Origin of the sequence: Candidatus Palauibacter scopulicola (assembly GCF_947581915.1) — a bacterium.
Lineage (GTDB): Bacteria > Gemmatimonadota > Gemmatimonadetes > Palauibacterales > Palauibacteraceae > Palauibacter > Palauibacter scopulicola.
Genome location: NZ_CANPWG010000041.1, coordinates 1 through 17,151 on the forward strand (window position 1 = coordinate 1; position 17,151 = coordinate 17,151).

The window sequence follows — 17,151 nt, forward strand, 5'->3', positions numbered from 1 at the left end:
TCCAGGACGTCGCGGGCCATGGCGACGCCCTCGCGCGCGGCCGCCTCGGCGCCCTGCGCCTGCGCCGCCGCCATTCGCTCCACCACCTCTAGCGGCACATCGACGCCCGGCACCTCGTGCGCCAGGAACTCCGCGTTCTCCAGGGATAGAGGCGGCCACAGGCCCACGAGGAGCGGGACGCCGAACTCTTCGATCCGGCGCGCGAAGGCGAGGAACTTCTCCGGATCGAAGATGGGTTGCGTGACGGCGAAATCCGCGCCCGCCTCGGCCTTCCAGGCGAAACGCCGGATCTCCTCCTCGGGGTCGACGGCGCCGGGATTCACGGCGACGCCCTTCACGAACGAGGTCGGGGCGCCGATCGAGCTTCCCCCCGGGTCGAGGCCGAGGTTGAGCTGCCGGACGACGTTCGTGAGACCGATGCTGTCGATGTCGTACACGCCGCCCGTGTCGTAGGGGCCGCCGCGCGGGGGATCGCCGGTGCGGAGGAAAACGTTGCGCAGACCGGCCGCGGCGGCGCCGAGGAGGTCGCTCAGCATGCCGAGCATGTTGCGGTCGCGGCAGCTGTAGTGCGGGACGGTCTCCATGCCGAGTTCGCGCTCGATGACGATCGCGGCGGGGAGCGCGGCGATGCGGCTCCGGTGCGCGGGGCCGTCGACGATGTGGACGGTGTGCACGCCGGCGTCGCGGAGCCGGCCGGCTCCGGCCAGCAGCTCGCCCGGGTCCCACCCGTGCGGCGGCGTCAACTCCACGGCCCCGACGAACTCGCCGCGCGCCAGGCGGCGCCCGAGCGCGGAGCGGCCGGCGAGCGGAGGCGGCTCGGTCGCCGCCCGGCCATCGGCCTCGCCCGGCGCGGAGACGGACACGCGGACCGGCCCGGGGCCGTTGGTCCCGAGCAGCGTCGCCGTGAGGCGGGTGTGTTCGGGCGACGTCCCGCAGCACCCTCCCACGAAGCGGGCGCCCGCCGCCGCCATGCGCCGCGCGTAGCGGGCCATGTACTCCGGGCTCGCGAGATAGATCTTCCGGTCCCCGATATCGCGCGGCAGCCCCGCGTTGGGCATCGCGGACACGGGCCGCGACGTGGCCGCCACCATGCGCTCGACGCCGAACAGCATGGAGGAGGGGCCGACCGAGCAGTTGAGGCCAATCACATCCGCCCCGGCGTCCTCGAGCGCCGCCGCCGCGGCCTCGATCGTGGCGCCGTACTCCGTGTGGCCCGCGTCTCCGAACGTCATCTGCGCGAAGATCGGCGCATCTCCCGCGACCTCCCGCACCGCCCGCACGGCCTGCAGCAGTTCGTCCAGGTCGGAGAACGTCTCCAGCATGAAACCGTCGACGCCGCCTTCCGCGAGCCCGGCGACCTGGCGCCCGAAGAGTTCCGCCGCCTCGTCCACCGACGTGGGGCCCCAGGGTTCGATGCGGATGCCGAGCGGCCCCATCGCGCCCAGCACCGCCGCGCGCTCCCCGGCCGCCTGCCGGGCCAGGCGCGCCGCCGCCACGTTGATCTCGAGGACGGACGGTTCGAGGCCGAACGGCTCGAGCTTGACGGGGTTCGCGCCGAAGGTGTTGGTCTCGATGAGTTGCGCCCCCGCCCGCACGTAGTCGGCGTGGACGCCCAGCACCCGGTCGGGTTCCGTGAGGTTCAGTTCGTCGTAGCACTGGTTCACGAACACGCCGCTCTCGTACAGCACCGTCCCCATCGCGCCGTCGATGAGGTGAATCCCGTCTCCCTCGATCCACTCCCGCAGTCGATCGCTCATCCCGTCGCCTCCAGGGCCGGATCCCGGTCGTACCCGAGGTTGGGCGAGAGACGGCGCTCCGCCTCGGCGAGGGAGACCCCGCTGCGCGCGGCGTAGTCCTCCACCTGGTCGCGCCCGATCCGTCCCAGACCGAAGTAGCGGGCCTCCGGCCGCGCGAAGTACCAGCCGGACACCGACGCGGCGGGGTGCATGGCGTAGTTCTCCGTGAGGGTGATCCCGAGACGGCGCTCCACCCCGAGCAGGTCGAAGAGGAGCACCTTCTGCGAGTGGTCGGGACACGCCGGATAGCCTGGAGCGGGACGGATCCCGACGTAGCGCTCGGCAATCCGCGCCTCGTTGTCGAGCGCCTCGTCCGGCGCATAGCCCCAGAGGTCCGTGCGCACGATCTCGTGCAGGCGCTCGGCCAGGGCCTCGGCCAGCCGGTCGGCGAGCGACTTCGCGAGCAGGCTGCGGTAATCGTCGATGGCGGCCTCGAAGCGGGCGCAGAGCGCGTCCAGGCCGATGCCGGCGGTCACGGCGAAGGCGCCGCTCCAGTCGGTGGCGCCGGTCGTCTCCGGCAGGACGAAGTCGGCCAGGCTGACGTTCGCGCCCGAGGAGCGGTCCATCTGCTGGCGGAGGTGCGGCACCCGCAGCAACTCGCGACGTCCGTCCCCCGGCGCCCCATCCCCCGTCTCCCCTTCCCCCGGCGCGAAGAGGACGATGTCGTCCCCGCGCGCGTTCGCCGGATACAGCCCCGCGATCGCGCGCGCCGTCAGAGATTCGTCCCGGACGATCTCGTCGAGCAGCCGGCGGGCATCGTCGTACAGCGACCGGGCCGCCGGCCCCCGCTCCGGATGGTCGAGCAACCGCGGGAAGCGCCCCTTCATCTCCCAGGTCCGGAAGAAGGGCGTCCAGTCGATGTAGCCGACCAGTTCCTCCAGCGGGAACGGGTCGAAAACATGCACGCCGGGTTCCCGCGGCGACGGCGCCGCCACGGCCGCATCGAGCGGGAGCCGGTTCGCGCGGGCCCGCTCCAGCGTGGCGAGCGGGCGCCTACCTCCCCGGTACTCCTCGCGCACGCGCCGGTACTCGGCGCGCGTCCGCTCCACGAAGTCCGCCCCGCCGTCGTCGCCCAGGAGCTTCCCCACGACCCCGACCGCCCGCGAGGCGTCGAGCACGTGCACGGTCGCCCCCGAGTACCGTTCCTCGATCATGACCGCCGTGTGCTTCCGCGATGTCGTCGCGCCTCCGATGAGGAGAGGCACCTCGAACTCCTGCCGTTCCATCTCGCTCGCCACCCGCACCATCTCGTCCAATGACGGCGTGATGAGGCCGCTGAGCCCGATCGCGTCCGCGCCGTGGGCCCGGGCCTCCGCAAGGATGCGGTCCGGGGGGACCATGACGCCGAGATCCACCGTGTCGTAGCCGTTACACTGCAGCACGACGCCGACGATGTTCTTCCCGATGTCGTGCACGTCTCCCTTCACGGTCGCGAGGAGGATGGTTCCCTTCCCCGCCGCCCTGCCCGCCTTGCCCGCCTTGCCCGCCTTCTCCGCTTCGAGGTGGGGGACGAGGAAGGCGACGGCCCGCTTCATCACGCGCGCCGACTTCACGACCTGCGGCAGGAACATGCGCCCGCTCCCGAACAGGTCGCCGACGCGGTTCATCCCCGCCATGAGCGGCCCCTCGATGACCTGAAGCGCCTTGCCGTACATGAGGCGGGCCTCCTCGGCGTCCTCCTCGATGTGCTCGACGATCCCTTCCACGAGCGCGTGCTCGAGCCGCGCTTCCACCCCCTCCGAGCGCCAGGCATCGTCCACCCGCGTCTCGATCCCCTCGTCCCGGATCCGGCCGGCGAGGTCCGTGAGCCGCTCCGTGGCGTCGGGCCGGCGGGCGAGCAGGACATCCTCCACCGCTTCGAGCAGTTCCGGGTCGATGTCGTCGTAGAGCGGGAGCCGCCCCGCGTTCACGATCCCCATGTCGAGTCCGGCCGCGATCGCGTGGTAGAGGAAGGCCGTGTGCATCGCCTCCCGCACCGCGTCGTTTCCCCGGTAGGAGAAGGAGATGTTGCTGATCCCGCCGCTCGTCATCGCGCCGGGGAGTTCGCGCTTGATCCGGCGGACGGCCTCGATGAAGGCGACCCCGTACTCGTCGTGTTCCGCGATGCCCGTCCCCACCGCGAAGACGTTGGGATCGAAGATGATCTCCCCGGGCCGGAAGCCGGCGCCGAGCAGGAGGCGGTAGGCGCGGGCACAGATCTCCAGCTTGCGGTCCACCGTGTCCGCCTGCCCCCGCTCGTCAAAGGCCATGACGATGACACCGGCCCCGTAGCGGCGGATGAGCGCCGCCTGCGCGAGAAACGCCTCCTCCCCCTCCTTGAGCGAGATCGAGTTCACCACCGCCCTTCCCTGCGTGCACTTCAGCCCCGCCTCGATGACCTCCCAGCGCGAGGAGTCGATGACGGTCGGGACGCGGGCGATGTCGGGTTCCGCCGCGACGAGGTTGAGGAAACGGGTCATGGCGGCCTCGGAGTCCAGGAGGCCCTCGTCCATGTTCACGTCGAGAAGCTGCGCCCCGTTGACGACCTGGTCGCGCGCGACCTCGACCGCCTCGTCGAAGTCGTCCTCCCGGATCAGCCGCCTGAAGCGCGCCGAGCCGGTGACGTTGGTGCGCTCGCCGACGTTGACGAACAGCGTGTCGGGCCGGATCGCGATCGGCTCCAGACCCGAGAACCGGGGCAGCGGCTCGATCGCGGGAACCTGTCGCGGGGGCACCCCCTCCATGCGCTCCGCGATGGCCCGGATGTGTGCCGGCTCCGTCCCGCAGCAGCCGCCGACGAGGTTGAGGAGCCCGCGGTCCGCGAAGTCCCCGAGCAGGTCGGCCATGTGGGCGGGCGTGTCGTCGTAGCCCCCGAACTCGTTCGGGAGGCCGGCGTTGGGGTGGCAGCCCACGGGGACGTCGGCCGCGGCGGAGAGTTCCGCCACGTAGGGCTCGAGTTCCTCGGCGCCGAGCGCGCAGTTCAGGCCGACGAAGAGGGGGTCCGCATGACGGATCGAGAGCCAGAACGCCTCCACGGTCTGGCCCGACAGGGTCCGGCCGGAGAGATCGGTGATCGTGCCGGAGACGGCGATCGGCAGCGGCTCGCCGAGATCCGCCTCGAGTTCGAGAATGCCGAAGATCGCCGCCTTCGCGTTGAGCGTGTCGAAGATGGTCTCGACGAGCAGCACGTCGGCGCCCCCCTCGACGAGTCCCTCCGCCTGCTGTCGATAGGCGCGCGCGAGTTCGTCGAAGGTGACCGCGCGGAAGGCAGGGTTCTCGACGTCCGGCGACAGGGAGGCGGTCCGATTGGTCGGCCCCATGCTCCCGAGCACGAAGCGGGGCCGCGAGGGATCCGCCCGCGTCGCCTCGTCGGCTTCCTGCCGGGCGATCCGCGCCGCGGCGGCGTTGATGTCGTGGATGAGGTGGGCGTTGCCGGCCTCGTGGGAGATGCCGTAGTCCGCCTGGGAGATGGCCTGGGCGTTGAAGGTGTTCGTGGTGACGAAGTCGGCCCCCGCCTCCAGGTAGCCGCGGTAGAGGGACGCGACATCGCCGGGACGGGTGAGGCTCAGCACATCGTGGTTCCCGAACAGAGGCTGGGGATGATCCGCGAGCGGACCCGCGCGATAGGCCGCCTCGTCGAGGCCCAGCCGCTGGATCATCGTTCCCGCGCCGCCATCCATCAGGAGGATGCGCCGCTCGAGCGCCTCCCGAATCCGTGCGACGCGTTTTCTTCGCGCTTCGGACACGACGTTCCCCTCAAAAAAAGACCCCGGTCGCCAAGAATCGCGCCCGGGGCGTGGCTCTTTAGCGATTGTTTTACGTGGTTGCAATCCGCCTCAAATCACCACGTCCGGTACGCTCCGGCAGGCCAAAACTAGCGCGCGCGCCCTGAATCGGAAACTTTGAACGCCGGAGTAACAGTCCGTGGCAGCGTTTCGCCGCGGGCCGTTAAACAGGGTGGCGGCGGGATGTGTTTGGGGTGATATGAAATACATACATGAAGCGGGCCGCGCGGCGTTCGCCCTCGCGGCTCTTGCGATAAGCGGGATGGGGTGGGGGTTGTCCGGGCAGCAGGAGGGGCTCTCGCCGCCCGACGGGCCCGAGGCGACGGTCTTCCGGGGCGGCGTGGCGCCGGCGGCCGTGGACGCGGTGCGCCGAGAGGGCGCGCTCTCGATCGACGGCCGGCTCGACGATCCGGCATGGCAGCCGGCCCCCGTCATCACGGACTTCGTCCAGGGGATCCCCGTGGAGGGCGCGGAACCGTCCGAGCCGACGGAGGTTCGGGTCGTGTTCGACGACGCGGCGATCTACGTCGCGGCGCGCATGTACGAGAGCGACCCGGGCCGGATCCGGGCGCGCCTCACCCGCCGGGATGAACGCGGTTCGTTCGATTCGTTCAAGCTCTCGCTCGATCCGAACCGCGACGGGCTGACCGGCTACGAGTTCGAGGTCAGCGCCGCGGGGGCCGAGACGGACCGGTACCTGTTCGGCGACACCCAGGAAGACACGAACTGGGACGCGATCTGGGACTCCGCCGTGCAGATCGACGACCGGGGGTGGACGGTGGAAATGCGGATCCCGCTCTCCCAGATCCGCTACGAAGCCCGCCCCGGCTTGCAGACCTGGGGGATCAACTTCGAGCGCCGGCGTCTCGAGACGAATGAGACGGTCTACTTCGCCCTGCAGTCGCGCACGGCCCGCGGGCGGGTGAGCCAGTTCGGCACCATCGACGGGCTGCAACTCCCGCGGTCGAGCCGCAGGTTCGAGGTCCGGCCCTTCGCCGTATCGCAGTACCACACCGCCCCCGCGACGCCGGGCAACCCGCTGTTCGACGGCACCGAGATGGAGCCGCGCGGCGGCCTCGACATGAGCATGGGGATCGGCTCCGCCTTCAGCCTCGACGCGACCATCTACCCCGACTTCGGGCAGGTGGAGGTGGATCCGGAAGTCATCAACCTCACGGCCTTCGAGACCTTCTTCCCGGAGAAGCGCCCGTTCTTCGTGCGCGACGCGCAGATCTTCACCTTCGCCGGCTCGCGCGGCGGGCGGTTCGGCGGCGGCAAGGCGCTCTTCTTCAGCCGGCGGATCGGGCGGGAGCCGCGGGGATCGGGCCCCTACGACGCCGACTTTCACGATGAGCCGACCCAGACCTCGATCCTGGGGGCGGCGAAGCTGACCGGGCGCACGCGCGGCGGGCTCTCCGTCGGGGCGCTGGCCGCGGTGACCGGGCAGGAAAAGGGCAACGCGTACTTTGCGGAGGGCGACTACGTGACGCCGTTCGTGGCGGAACCGCAGGCCGAGCACGCCGTGCTGCGCCTCCAGCAGGACTTCCGCGGCGGCGCGAGCAAAATCGGCGTCATCGGTACCGGGCTCAAGCGCGAACTGCCAACCGACGGCACGTTCGATTATCTCCCCTCGGAGGCGTTCAGCTTCGGCGTCGACTTCGAGCACCAGTGGGGCGGAAGCCGCAGCCGGGATTTCCGTTTCTGGGGCTTTTACTCGAGCAGCCTGGTTCGGGGTTCGAATGCCGCCCTGCTCCGCCTTCAGCAGAACCCGAACCACTATTATCAGCGTCCCGACGCCCCCCACCTCGCGATCGACTCCACGGCCACGTCCATGTTCGGCAGCGACTGGCGGGTGCAGTTGGAGCGGGAAAGCGAACACTGGACGTGGGGCGCCTGGGCGGGCCAGCAGACCCCCGGCTTCGAGATCAACGACTTCGGGTTCCTGACCAGCGGCGAGCGGCTGGACGTGGGCGGGCGCATCAGCTACCGGAACATCAGGCCCGGCAACCTGTTCCGTAACTACAACATCAGCCTCTTCTCCTTCCACAACTTCCGTCATTCGCTCCTGGACGGGAACCTCAGGGACCGCTCGAACTGGGCGCGCGCCTACGATGCGGGCAGCGCGTGGTTCAGCGGACGGTTCACCTTCCTCAACAACTGGGGCTTCAACCTCAACTTCTCGTATTCGCCGGAGACCCAGTCCGACACGCAGACGCGTGGCGGTCCGCTGATGACCGAGCCCGCCGAGTTCGGCGTCCGGCTGGACGCGAACACGGACCGGAGCCGGTCCTTTCACGTGTCGCCGAACTTCTCCTACCGCGTGGCGGACCAGGGGCGCGGCCACGACATGAGCACCGGCCTGAACATCTCCTACCGGCCGCTGCCGAACTGGCGCGTGTCGGTGAACCCGAACTACAACGACCGGCGGGACGGCGCCCAGTACGTGACCCGGACGACCACCCTGAGCTATGAGCCGACGTACGGCACGCGGTATCTGTTCGGGGATCTCCACCGCCGGGGTTTCTCGATGGAGACGCGCCTCAACGTGTCGTTCACGCCCGACCTCAGCCTGCAACTCTATGCGCAGCCGCTGCTGACGTCGGGCGACTACCTCGACTATCGGCAGCTTGCCGCCGCCGGCACCTTCGACTTTCTCCACCATGATGAGGGGCGGGTCTACCGCTTCAACGGCATCGCCACGGGCTGCACCGGAGGGACGACCTGTGCGCGCGATGGCGTGCGCCATTTCGACTTCGACGGCGATGGCGAACTGGACTACGCGACCAGGGACCGCGACTTCAACATCCGCTCCCTGCGCGGCAACGCGGTCTTCCGGTGGGAGTATCGCCCGGGCTCGCAGCTCTATCTCGTGTGGCAGCACGCGCGCCGGGAGAGCGTGCCGTTCGGCACTTTCGACCTGAATCGTGATCTGGAGGGGCTGTTCTTCGCGCCGGCGGAGAACGTCTTCATCGTCAAGGTGAGCCACTACCTCTCGATCTGACCGGACTCCTCCCGATCTGACCGGTCGCGCCCGGCCCGGATTCTGGCGCGACCGGTGTCGCAACGGCTAACGTCCCGGCTCCCCCGCCCGCGCAGACGAACGCGGAGACGAACGCCTTGCCGACAAGCCCGCTGAACCTGGTCGAAGTGACGCTTCGGGAGATCGAACTCCCGCTCCGGGAGCGGTTCATCATCTCATCCGGATGGGTCGAGAACCGCCGGATCCTCCTCCTCGAACTCCGTGATGAGAGCGGCGCCACGGCCTGGTCGGAGTGCGTGTGCGGGGAGGAGCCGAACTACTCTCCCGAGACCGTGGACACCGCGCGGCTGGCGTTGCGGCGCTGGCTCCTGCCACGGGTGCTGGGCCGGGAGATCGAGGGCCCGGAGGCCGTGAGGCCCCTGCTGGATGAGGGCGTTCAGGGTCACCCCATGGCCAAGGCCGCGATCGAGATGGGCATCTGGGGCCTGAGCGCCGAGGTGGCGGGCGTCTCCCTGTCCGCACTCGTCGGAGGGACGCGCGACCGGGTGGCGACGGGCATCTCGCTCGGCCTCCAGCCTTCGCCCGCCGCGCTCGTCGAGAAGGCGCGGCAGGCGGTCGAGCAGGGATACGGCAAGGTCAAGCTCAAGATCAGCCCGGAGAAGGACATCGAGTACGTCGGGGCGGTGCGCGATGCGCTGGGGCCCGAACGGGCGCTGGCGGTCGACGCGAACGCGGCCTACACGCTGGACGACGCGGACCGCCTGGCGGAACTCGACGCGTTCGGCCTGATCATGATCGAGCAGCCGCTGGCGGCCGGCGACCTCGTGCGCCACGCCCGGCTCCAGGAGCGGCTCACCACGCCCGTCTGCCTCGACGAGTCGATCGTGGACCCGGCGTCGTGCGAGGACATGCTGGCGCTCGGCAGCGGGCGGATCGTGAACATCAAGCCGGGGCGGGTCGGCGGGTTCCGGAACTCCCGCGAGATCCACGACATCTCGGCGCGGGCCGGCGTGCCGGTCTGGTGCGGGGGGATGCTCGAGAGCGGGATCGGGCGGGCCTACAACGTCGCGCTGGCCTCGATGCCGAACTTCCGGCTTCCCGGCGACCTCTCGCCGAGCGCCCGCTACTGGGAGCGCGACATCGTCGGTCCCGAGTGGACGATGAGCGCGGACGGCTTCGTGACCGTGCCGCGCGACCGGCCGGGGCTCGGGGTGGAAGTGGACATCGAGCGCGTGGAGGCGCTCACGCGGCGGAGCGAGACGATCGCCGGCGGCGGCGTTCGCGTCCCGGCGTGACGGAGTATCGCGCGCTCGAGACGCTCGAGGAGTGGCGCGCGTGCGTACGGCTGCAGGAGATGACGTGGGGAGAGGGGTTCGCCGACATCGTTCCCGCCTCCGTCCTCCAGGTCTCTCGGAAGATCGGCGGCTTTGCGGGAGGGGCGTTCGAGGACGGTCGCATGATCGGCTTCGTCTATTCCCTGCTGGGGCGGTTCGAAGGCGTGCCGTCGCACTGGTCGCACATGCTGGCGGTCGAACCGTCCGCGCGCGGACGGGGCCTGGGCCGCGACCTGAAGCTGTTTCAGCGGGAGTCTGTCCGGTCCGACGGCATCCGCACCATCTTCTGGACGTACGACCCGATGGTCGCGCGAAACGCGCATCTGAACCTGAACCGGCTCGGCGCGACGGTGCTTCGCTACGCACCGAACATGTACGGCGCGGATACGGGGAGCCCCTTGCATGGCGGCGGCGAAACCGACCGGTTCATCGTGCGCTGGGATCTCGACGGCCCGGAGACCCGCCGGGCCCTGGACGAGGGATCCCGGCGCTCGGCCCGGCGGCTCCAGGCGCCGCTTCCGGATCCGGCGTGCGTCGTGACCCGGCCCGGGGAACGCGGCGCGGCGGGCGGCGGACTGCCTGGGAGCGACGAGGTGTTCGTCGAGGTTCCGGCAGATGTCGAATCGCTGCCACCCGACGGGTCGCTCGTGCGGTGGCGCGAAACGGTGCGGGACGCGTTCCTGGCCTATCTCAGGAGGGGATATGCGGTGGAGAGCCTTGTCAGAAATCCCTCGGCGAACCGGTGCTTCTATGTCCTGCGCCGGAACGGTTGACGTGAGCCCGCCGGTCGCGGCGTCCCGCGGACGCATGTGGGCGGCCGGCATCCTCGGGTTGCTCGCCCCCCTCGCTCCATCCGCGGCTTCGGCCCAGAGCCCGTATTCCGTCGAGGACATCCTCGCCGCGCCATTCGCCACGGACCTCATCGCCGCTCCGACCGGCGCCGCGTTCGCCTGGGTTCGCTACGACCGGGGCGCCCGCAACATCTGGATCGCGGAGGGCCCGGAGTACGTGGGCCGCCAGCTCACGAACTGGACCGAGGACGACGGCCAGGACCTCTCCCAACTGCGCTTCACGCCCGACGGGCGCCAAGTCATCTTCGTGCGCGGAGGCGGACCGAACCGGGCGGGCGAGATTCCGAACCCGCGCTCCGAGCCGGAGCCGGCGACGCAGATGGTGTGGGTCGCCGGGATCGACGGAACTTCGCGGCCTCTCGCCGAGGGGAGTTCCCCGGCCATCGCGCCGGACGGGCGCACGATCGCCTTTCTGAACCGCGGACAGGTCTTCACGCTCACGCTCGACGGCTCGGCGCCCCCCGGTCCCCTGCTCCGCATCCGCGGGAGCGCGGGGTCGCTGGCGTGGTCTCCGGACGGAGACCGGCTCGCCTTCGTCAGCAACCGCGGAGATCACGCGTTCGTCGGCGTCTTCTCGCTGGACGAGGGGGAGGTCCGCTATCTCGACCCGAGCCTGGACCGGGACGGCAGCCCCACGTGGTCGCCGGACGGGACGGCCATCGCGTTTATCCGCGTCCCGAACGAGGGGGCGCAGCTGCCCTTCACCCCGATGCGCAGCGCCCTGCCCTGGTCGATCCGGGTGGCGGATCCCGCCACGGGGGAGGCGCGCGACGTGTGGCGGGCTCCACCCGGCCGCGGGAGCGCGTTCCAGGCCATGACCGGGCCTTCGCTGATCTGGCTCGCGTCGGACCGGCTCGTATTCCCGTGGGAACGCGAAGGCTGGCACCAGTTGTACTCGGTTCCCGTCGCGGGAGGCCCCGCCACGCACCTCACGCCGGGCGAGTTCGAGGTCGAATCCGTGCTCCCATCGCCGGATGGGGAGTCCGTCTACTACGTCTCGAACGCGGGCGACATCGATCGCCGACACATCTGGCGGGTCGCCGCCGAGGGTGAGCCCGAGGTGCTGACGTCGGGGAACGGCATCGAGTGGAACCCAGCGGTCACTCCTGGCGGAGTGCTCGCGTACCTCGCCACCGACGGCCGAACCCCGGCCCATGCCGAGTTGGACGCGGGGGGAGAGCGGCGTCCGCTGGTCGACGGGTTCATGCCCGACGCCTTCCCGTTCGAAAGTCTCGTGGAGCCGCAGCAGGTGACGTTCGAGTCCGAGGATGGGATCCTGATCCACGGGCAACTCTTCCTTCCGCCGGTGTCGGTGGAGGGCGGACGCCACCCGGCGGCGGTCTTCTTCCACGGCGGGTCGCGGCGGCAGATGCTCCTCGGCTGGCACTACATGCGGTACTACCACAACACGTACGCCCTGAACCAGTACCTGGCGAGCCGCGGCTACGTCGTGCTGTCGGTGAACTATCGCAGCGGTACCGGCTACGGGCTCGAGTTCAGGGAGGCGCTGAACTACGGCGCGCGCGGCGCCAGCGAGTACCGTGACGTCGTCGCGGCGGCCCGCTTCCTCGCGGAACGGGACGACGTGGACGCCACCCGGGTCGGGCTGTGGGGCGGTTCCTACGGGGGCTACCTGACGGCGCTCGGCCTTGCGCGGAATTCGGATCTCTTCGCCGCGGGGGTCGACATCCACGGGGTACACGACTGGAATGTGGTCATCCGGAACTTCGTGCCGTCCTACCAGCCGGAGGCGCGCGAGGCCGTCGCCCGGCTCGCGTTCGAGTCCTCGCCGATGGCGTGGATCGACGGCTGGCGCTCCCCGGTGCTGCTGATCCACGGCGACGACGACCGCAACGTGCCGTTCTCGGAGTCCGTGGATCTCATCGAGTCGCTTCGGAAGCGGGGCGTCGAGGTCGAGCAACTCGTCTTCCCCGACGAGGTCCACGGCTTCCTCCTGCACCGGAACTGGGTCACCGCCTTCGAGCGGTCCGCCGAATTCATGGACGCTCACCTGCGCAATGCTCCCGCCACGGGAGGCGCGAACCCGTGACCCCCCGCATCGCGGGACAGCTTGCGCTTGTCACGGGAGCGAGTTCGGGGATCGGCGAGGCCATCGCCCGCCGCCTGGGCGATGACGGCGCGAACCTCGTGCTGTGGGCGCGCAGGGAGGAGCGGCTCGCCCGCCTCGCGGAGGAGATCGCGGCCCGGAGCGGGGTCACCGTGGACATCGGCGTGGTCGACATCCGCGACCGCGACGCGGTCCGGGGCGAGGCGGAGCGGCTTGTCGCCGCCCGCGGCACCCCCGACATCCTGGTCAACAACGCGGGCCTCGCCTCGGGCATGGCGCTCGTCCACGACGCCGATGTCGACGACTGGGACCGCATGATCGACACGAACGTGAAGGGGCTCCTCTACGTGACGCGCGCCTTCCTCCCCGGCATGGTCGAGCGCGATTCGGGGCAGGTCGTCAACATCGGCAGCATCACCGGCCGGCAGGTCTATCCGCGCGGGAGCGTGTACGCCGCCACGAAGTACGCCGTGCAGGCGATCACCGAGGGGACGAATCTCGATGTCCTCGGCACCGGCGTCCGCGTGTCGGGCGTCCATCCGGGTCTCGTCGAAACGGAGTTCTCGCTCGTGCGCTTCAGGGGCGACGAGGACCGCGCCCGAGCCGTGTACGAGGGGGTGGAGCCGCTCACCGGGACGGATGTCGCCGACGTCGTGTCCTACGTCGTGAACGCCCCGCCCCACATCAACCTGGCCGACGTCGTCGTGTTCGGAAGATCCCAGGGCAGCGTACACCACTTCCACCGCGACGGGGGATGAAGGTCGTCGGAATCGGCGGGCTCTACGTCGCCTGCCCCGAGCCCCGCCGGGTCCGCGACTGGTACCGCCGCCACCTCGGCCTCCGCTTCTCCGAAGATGGCGGCGCCCGGTTCGCCTGGACGCACCCGGACACCGCAACCGCCGCCGTCAGCGAGCTGAGTTTTCTTGATGAGGCCGCGCCCCGCTTCGACCCCGAGGGGCAGCCGTTCGTCATCCGCTACCTCGTGCGCGACCATGACCCTCGGGCCGATCCGCTCGAGGGACGCGACTGGATCCTGGACCCCGATGGGTGGAAGGCGGAGTTCGCGGAGTTGACCCCCTCCGCCGAGCCTGCGACCGACCACGGAGCCGTCGAGGGCATCGGGGGCGTCTTCTTCCGGTCCCCGAACCCGGGCGCCAGCAAGGCGTGGTACGAGAAGGTCGGGATCCGGCCGGGCGCGGACGGTTACGTGACGTTCCCGGCCCGCTCGGTGGACGAGACGGACACCCTCACGGTGTGGGAGGTCTTCCCGGCGGATACGACCTACTTCGATTCGCGGGGCGAGCGCAGTCCCCACCCCTTCATGCTCAACCTGAGGGTGGGGGACCTCGACGGACTCGTCGAGTCGCTGGAGGCGGGGGGCGCCTGGGTCGACCCGAATCGGGAAGCCTACGAGTACGGGAAGTTCGCCTGGACCCTCGACCCGCTCGGAGCCCGGGTCGAGCTGTGGGAGCCCCCCTCCCCCGCAAGCTGAACCCGTTTCGACCCCTGCTTTCGGGGTCCTCCCCCTTGCATCGTTCCGATATATCGGATACTATTTCGATATATCGAGACCGGTCGGAAGCGGGAGGAGATAAATGTTCACGAACAAGGATGGATTCGGCGCCTGGGCCAACTGCTCCGGCCCCGGCGTTTTCCGTTTCGGCGGCGGATTCGGGGGCAACCGGCGCGTGGTCCGGAAGGGGGAGCTGAAGTTCGTCCTCCTCCGCCTCCTCTCGGACGAACCCATGCACGGCTACGAACTGATGCGGCGGCTGGAGGAGGAGTCCGGCGGCCTCTACACGCCGAGTCCGGGCTCCGTCTACCCCACCCTGCAGCTGCTCGAGGACCAGGGGTACGTGTCGTCGACGCAGGAGGACGGGAAGCGCGTCTACAGGCTGACGTCCGCGGGCCGCGACTTTCTCGAGGAGCACCGCTCCCGCACCCGCGACATCTTCGGCCGCTTCGTCAACATGGGCGAGCGCTTCGCGGGACACGCGATGCGCGACGTGACGCGCTCGTTCATCCACCTCGCCCAGGTGAGCTTCGAGCGTGCGACGGGCGGACAGGGCGATCCGGAGACGCTCGCAAGGGTGAAGTCGATCCTGGACCGCGCGGCGCGCGAGATCGAGAGCGCGTGGCCGGAACCCGGGGCCGCGGCCTCGCGGGAGGGTTGAGCGATGTTCGAGATCGTCTTCCTGGGAGGCATCGCCGCCGTGATCTACCGCAAACGCGTGCGCGCCGGCGTCTGGAGCCGGGGTGATTTCCACCGCATCCTCCTGGGCGTGGGTCGCGCAGTGAGCCGCGCGCTGGCCGTCGCGGTGAAATCCTGGCCCGGGCTTCTGCGACAGTGCGCGGCCGACGTGAGGAGCCTTGCGGACGACCTGACGGGCGCCGTCCGGACGCGGAGACCGCGCGCCAGCCGGGCGCGGCACTCCCGCCTCGATGTGCCCGCGTCAGATACCGTCGCGCCGGCCGAGGCGGCGACGCGAGCGGAAAGCCGGATCTTCTCCCGGCTGCAGCGTCGCTACGTCTCGGGCAGGATCAGCTTCTCCGAGTACGTGGAGGGGGTGCGGCGCCTCCGAGGCGAAGGCGCCGCGCTTCAGGCCCGGGGAGGCAAGGCTCCGCCGCGCTAGTGTTTGCGGTGCCTCTCCCAGGGGCTGCGGGTGAAGTAGGACTCCGTCATCTCCTTGATCTGGGGCGCGAGGAAGATCAGCGCGATCAGGTTCGGGATGATGACGATGGCCAGGAAGATGTCCCCCAGCGACCACACCACCGCGAGCGGCAGCACGGCCCCGACGAAGTGCATGGCGACGAAGACGAGCTTGTACGGGATGATCGCGTTCGGCCCGAACAGGTAGTTCGCGCAGCGGTCGCCGTAGTAGCTCCACGAGATCGCCGTTGAGATCGCGAACAGGAAGACGGAGAAGATCACGATGTAGTGGCCCCAGTCGCCGAGCGGGGACAGGCCGCGCTGGAATCCCATCTGCGTCAGCGGCGCGCCGGTCTCGTAGGCCTGCCCGTAGAGGACGGTGAGTTCCCGCCCGTCATCGGCGATCGCGACGGTCCGCGCCGGATCGACGGCCCCGCTGAACGGCTGCGTCTGCGCCTCGTCCTCGAACAACTGCGGCACGGAGACCTCGTGCCACGCCAGATGCGGCTCGCTCGTCACGCCCGGCCGTCCGATCGTGTAGCGGATCGTCCCCGTCGGGTCCGTCGGCACCGAGCTTCCGCCCTCGTCCAGCACCACGTAGCTGATGTCCCCGCCTTCGAGCTGGATCGCGGTCGGGACCTGCGAGTTCCAGGCGCCGGTCATGATCACGACGAGCGCGGTCATCGTGACGATGACGATCGTGTCGATGAACGGCTCGAGCAGCGCGACGACGCCCTCGGAGACCGGTTCGTCCGTCTTCGCCGCCGCGTGCGCGATCGGCGCGGAGCCCTGCCCGGCCTCGTTCGAGAACAGCCCGCGCCGCACGCCCCACATGAGCGTGACGAGGAAGGCGCCAACGCCGGTGCCCGCCACGCCGGCGGTCGGGTTGAAGGCCTCGCGGAAGATGAGCGCGAAGGTCCCCGGCACCTCGCCGAGGTTCAGGATGATGATGATCATGGCGGCCGTCACGTAGACGATCGCCATGAACGGAGCCAGGATGCTGGTCACCCGGCCGATGCGCTTGATGCCGCCCAGGATCACGAGCGCAACGATCGTCGAGGTCGCGAGGCCGGTGATCCACTTGGCGATCCCGAACTCCGCCAGCATCGCGTCCGCGACCGTGTTGGCCTGGTTGGCGTTCCCCGTCATGAACGCGGTCAGTCCCAGCATGACCGCGAAGAAGGCCGCCACCGGCTTCCAGCGCGGCCCCAGCCCCTTCTCGATGTAGTACATCGGCCCGCCCGACACCGTCCCGCTGTACTTCGCCGACGACTCGTCGACCTCGCGGTACTTCTGCGCCAGCGTGACCTCGCTGTACTTCGTCGCCATGCCGAGAAAGGCGGTCATCCACATCCAGAAGAGCGCCCCCGGCCCTCCGAGGTGGATGGCGATCGCGGCGCCGGCGATGTTTCCGATGCCCACCGTCGCGCTGAGCGCGGTGGTGAGCGCCTGGAAGTGCGACACGTCGCCCGGGTCGTTCGGATCGTCGTACCGGCCCGTGGCCACGGCGACGCCGTGCGCGAACTTGCGGATCTGCGGCAGGCCGAGCCGGAGGGTGAGGTAGGTGCCGATGCCGAGGAGGAGCAGGACCTGAAGCGTCAGGCGCTCTCCCCCGATCGTGATCCCGAACTGCGCGACGTTGCGGTCGAGCCAGTCTACGATTGTGGCGAAGTCCATGCGTTGTCCCCGTTAGCGGCGAGTGAGCACG

At 69.9% G+C, this 17,151-nt stretch carries 11 protein-coding genes and 1 riboswitch; of the genes, 8 read left to right on the forward strand and 3 right to left on the reverse strand.

The window, feature by feature from the left end; all coding sequences use genetic code 11:
• Positions 1–1,757 (reverse strand): bifunctional homocysteine S-methyltransferase/methylenetetrahydrofolate reductase (locus RN743_RS08065; protein WP_310778625.1); only part of this gene is annotated, 1,757 nt, incomplete at its 3' end.
• Entirely contained in the window at positions 1,754–5,521 is a 3,768-nt protein-coding gene (metH, locus tag RN743_RS08070; protein WP_310778628.1) for a methionine synthase, read from the reverse strand. The genes RN743_RS08065 and metH, both read right to left, overlap by 4 nt.
• Before the next feature lie 38 nt (positions 5,522–5,559).
• A riboswitch (SAM riboswitch) is annotated at positions 5,560–5,633 on the reverse strand.
• Positions 5,634–5,759: 126 nt separating this feature from the next.
• Here metH and RN743_RS08075 point away from each other — a divergent pair.
• The 8 genes from RN743_RS08075 to RN743_RS08110 all read left to right on the forward strand — a co-directional run bounded on the left by RN743_RS08075 (position 5,760) and on the right by RN743_RS08110 (position 15,426).
• Positions 5,760–8,561 carry a DUF5916 domain-containing protein gene (locus tag RN743_RS08075; protein WP_310778632.1) on the forward strand — a complete coding sequence of 934 codons (2,802 nt, stop codon included), beginning with the start codon at positions 5,760–5,762 and terminating at the stop codon, positions 8,559–8,561.
• Positions 8,562–8,677: 116 nt separating this feature from the next.
• The gene (gene menC, locus RN743_RS08080) at positions 8,678–9,835 is read left to right on the forward strand and encodes an o-succinylbenzoate synthase (protein ID WP_310778635.1); all 1,158 of its coding nucleotides are present in this window, start codon (positions 8,678–8,680) and stop codon (positions 9,833–9,835) included.
• On the forward strand, positions 9,832–10,647 hold the full coding sequence (locus RN743_RS08085) for a GNAT family N-acetyltransferase (RefSeq protein ID WP_310778639.1): 816 nt from the start codon (positions 9,832–9,834) through the stop codon (positions 10,645–10,647). Before menC ends, RN743_RS08085 begins: the two co-directional genes overlap by 4 nt.
• A 1-nt stretch (position 10,648) precedes the next feature.
• The gene (locus tag RN743_RS08090; protein WP_310778642.1) at positions 10,649–12,775 is read left to right on the forward strand and encodes a prolyl oligopeptidase family serine peptidase; all 2,127 of its coding nucleotides are present in this window, start codon (positions 10,649–10,651) and stop codon (positions 12,773–12,775) included.
• Complete coding sequence (locus tag RN743_RS08095; RefSeq protein ID WP_310778645.1) at positions 12,772–13,551, forward strand: SDR family NAD(P)-dependent oxidoreductase; 780 nt, start codon at positions 12,772–12,774, stop codon at positions 13,549–13,551. The genes RN743_RS08090 and RN743_RS08095 overlap by 4 nt, the downstream gene beginning before the upstream one ends.
• The gene (locus RN743_RS08100; RefSeq protein WP_310778648.1) at positions 13,548–14,285 is read left to right on the forward strand and encodes a hypothetical protein; all 738 of its coding nucleotides are present in this window, start codon (positions 13,548–13,550) and stop codon (positions 14,283–14,285) included. The genes RN743_RS08095 and RN743_RS08100 overlap by 4 nt, the downstream gene beginning before the upstream one ends.
• 103 nt (positions 14,286–14,388) lie before the next feature.
• Complete coding sequence (locus RN743_RS08105) at positions 14,389–14,967, forward strand: PadR family transcriptional regulator (protein ID WP_310778651.1); 579 nt, start codon at positions 14,389–14,391, stop codon at positions 14,965–14,967.
• A 3-nt stretch (positions 14,968–14,970) separates the two neighbouring features.
• Positions 14,971–15,426 (forward strand): hypothetical protein, encoded by a 456-nt coding sequence (locus RN743_RS08110; protein ID WP_310778654.1) that lies wholly within the window; start codon positions 14,971–14,973, stop codon positions 15,424–15,426.
• Here the strand turns inward: RN743_RS08110 and RN743_RS08115 are convergent.
• Positions 15,423–17,120 carry a sodium:alanine symporter family protein gene (locus tag RN743_RS08115; RefSeq protein ID WP_310778657.1) on the reverse strand — a complete coding sequence of 566 codons (1,698 nt, stop codon included), beginning with the start codon at positions 17,118–17,120 and terminating at the stop codon, positions 15,423–15,425. The genes RN743_RS08110 and RN743_RS08115 overlap by 4 nt on opposite strands.
• Positions 17,121–17,151 lie beyond the last annotated feature (31 nt).